Source organism: Bacillota bacterium (assembly GCA_040754675.1).
GTDB lineage: Bacteria > Bacillota > Limnochordia > Limnochordales > Geochordaceae > Geochorda.
This window is the reverse complement of record JBFMCJ010000485.1, coordinates 1-3049: the sequence shown is the minus strand read 5'-3', so window position 1 is coordinate 3049 and position 3049 is coordinate 1. Positions and strand designations below refer to the sequence as shown.

Below are 3049 nucleotides of genomic sequence, written 5' to 3'. Positions count from 1 at the left end.
ACCGGGCGACGAATCCAACACCAAACGGGACTCCAGAGCCGTGGGTGGTAGTGGGTTCCTTTTCTGGGAACCGGGGTGGCTCAAATTTCAGTGGGAAACTGGCTCACTTTTCGCCGGGAATCTGCACCCGCATTTGCCGGAGTGCGCGGGGCCGTGGGACGCGTGGCACTGGCCCAGGGCCTCAGGCGCTGGCACGCCTAGCACGGTAGTCACTAGGTCCAGCGGTTGGCTCGGCTGTTGCCACCACGCGGCGCTTATTCCTTTGGTCCGGCACCCGGCACAGCTCATTCTTCCCTGGGGCCGGATCGGTCGCGCTGCCGTATCCGACGTGCCCGCCCGAGCTGGAGGGACGACCTCTACCAACCACGCGACGGACGACTGCGCGGCGCTTATTTGTCGTTGGAACCCCTGTCAAGTCAAGCGTGCGGCGTGCATGCATACCCCGACCCAGGGTCGACCTGGATTTGCCGGACTATCTCCAATACGTGAAGCCAGTTCAGAGCTCTGCTAATTCTAGCTGACTTCGCCGTGTCCATGGATCGATTCCAACTGCGGTCGAACAAGACCCCGTGTCTACCAGACTCACAGAACAGCTGGATGTTTTCAATATTGTCGTCAATTAGGACGTCCGCGTCGAGGGCAGCCTTGCCCCGGGAATCGGTCGACACCAGGCACCGGTGAGGGATGCCATGCTTGCGTAGCCACCTGCTAGTCAACTCGGCAAGTCTGGGTTGACGAGCAGTAGCTACGTACACCCGATGGCATTTGCAAAGCTGGGTCATTCCAAACAGTGCACCCTCGACGACCGGCATGTTCAGCAAGAACTCGGGGTCCTCCAACGCCTCTTCGATTTCAGTTCTTATGTTCGTTCCCGTGCTCAGCACATACTCCCACGAGGTTATCTCATCGGGTTTGATCAGTATCCCGTACTTCTGTTTAAGTCTGGGGATCAAGGGAGCTATCTGGTCCGCCAGGACACCATCCACGTCGACGGCAATTCTCACTTTCTGTTAGACCTCCCCCGCAGAACGCGGTAAAGCACGATAAGGACAGTAGGAAGGGCCACGGCTACCCCGTTGAGCACGAGGCCGGGGCCGCACCGAGCGAACGCCACTTGATAGCCGACGGCTATCATGACGAAAAAAAGGAAAAAGATCACTAACAGGCCCATCCGACTGGCTTCCCGAGTACCATGCTCGTGCCTGCGCAGTGCACCGCTCGCAATGTATAACGAAAAGACCAGAGGAAACGCGAGAGTGTACTTACAGAGGCTCCCGCGTGTGAGAAGGTCCCTTATTGAGTATAACTGATACCCGTACAGGCCGACAATCAGCAGATCAGCTGCGAACCGGCAATATCCAATCGGTCTGTCCAAGTACGGCCAGACTTCTAGGGAAATGCGGAATTGAACGTAACTCCAGACAACGGAGCCGATCGTTGCAATCACGGCTAAGAAGGAGAGGAGATGCCTACTGGGTTCAAGCAGCACTTCCGCGTACCGAGTGAAACACTCCGCCACGATCACGCTGAAGGCAACGTCCATAAAGGACTTCATTGTTGTGCTTGCCCGAGGCCCGTTGTCGGTAACGGCCCCCTCAGTTCTCTTCAACGGATCGCCCACCCCCCTTCGCCATCGCCATTGGCGTCCCCTGCCATGCGACCGGGGAAGGGATCAGTGCCGCGGCTGTATGCAAGGTCCACATCCGTCTGCTAGCCGCTGGTGCTTAAGTCTTTCGATCGGGCTCCGTGAGGCACCAGACACCGGGGCCGGATATGCTCATGGCTCAATACGCCCCCTTCGACGCATCAGGTACACCAACATGTCGGTCCGCTCCTGCCATCTCTCCGTGCCCGCACTCCCGCGCTCAAGGTCAGCGTCCGACAAGCTTCCTGCCAAGCGATTACGCATCTCCGGCAGGACCTTCTGGCGGGTTGCCCTGCCACCAAAGTATCCGCCCAACACCTCGTTCAGGGTTCGATACAACACGCGCTGTGCAATGACGGCGCGATTCGGGTGACCAGGCAGCCTATGGGTTCGGCTGGCCTTAACCGTCGGCATCGTGTTCTGACCGGGGTCGACCCTGGTTATTGCCGCTGGCGACACGTGCACCCCCCGGGACGCAAGCACATCTTCCACGAAGTCGAGGAGTCTCACAAGCACCGTGTCGACAGCGTCCTCTAAGGAACTGGCAAACCGCTGCAACCTCTCGAAGAGTTCCCTGCTCGATATGGATCACCTTGCCCATGGTGCTCCCCACCTTCGCTGACTTTATACCTGCGCTGCGCTCTCGAACGGGCGCTCAGACTCGGGCTTTCCAGCGGGGGTCCTGGAGGGCAGCGTCGAGTTCTTTGCCGAGAAGGCGGGCTTGCCGGTGGTTCTCTGTGATAGAGGTCAGCCAGGCCTGGATCTCAGTGCGTAGCTCGTCCGGCCATTCCGGGTAGCCGCCGAGGAGTTCGTAGGCTTGCAGGAGACGCAGCGCCGCCGGTCCCCCCTTCTTCATCGCCGTGTAAAACAGACCATTTAGATCGTCCACTCCCTGACCCCAGCATGCCAGGTAGCGGGCCAGCTCCCGGAGGAGTCGCTCCCGGGCTGCGGCTCGCTGAGCAGCCAGCCCGCCAGCGTAACGTCGATCGGCCAACGCCTCCATTTCTTTGACCAAACGGCGTGCCTCCGCATCCGCGGCCTTCTGAACCGAGAGCCAGGCTGCCGGATCGGGTGGATCCCCTGACCACTTATCGAGACGCTCCCTCAACTCGCCCAACGTGCGCACAGGACTTCCGCCTCCGGCCTCAACCCATATGGCCACCGATGAGCGAAACGGCCCCTGCTGGTACGAGCCGATAACCAGGGGATGGCGGTCCCAGGGCCAAGTCAGCTGCCGCGTTATCTTGTGGACGGCCTCGGTGTGGGGTGTAAGAGGGACCACTTCATGGTCGCGCTCCAGGTCTTCCACACGCGCGGACAGGGTTGTCTTCTTCAGCCCGGGCCCGCTGACGGTGAATCTTGTTCCTTTCCGGCGGACCGTCAGGCGGCTCCCGGGTGGCAACG

General features: G+C 60.2%; 3 protein-coding genes. All 3 read right to left on the bottom strand.

Features of this window, described 5'->3' with window-relative positions; translation table 11 throughout:
- Nucleotides 1-416: 416 nt before the first annotated feature.
- Nucleotides 417-1004 (bottom strand): hypothetical protein, encoded by a 588-nt coding sequence (locus tag AB1609_19505; GenBank protein ID MEW6048630.1) that lies wholly within the window; start codon nucleotides 1002-1004, stop codon nucleotides 417-419.
- Entirely contained in the window at nucleotides 1001-1621 is a 621-nt protein-coding gene (locus AB1609_19500) for a hypothetical protein (protein ID MEW6048629.1), read from the bottom strand. Before AB1609_19500 ends, AB1609_19505 begins: the two co-directional genes overlap by 4 nt.
- 679 nt (nucleotides 1622-2300) lie before the next feature.
- Nucleotides 2301-3049, bottom strand: a 749-nt coding sequence (locus tag AB1609_19495; protein MEW6048628.1) for a hypothetical protein, incomplete at its 5' end; no start/stop codon positions are given.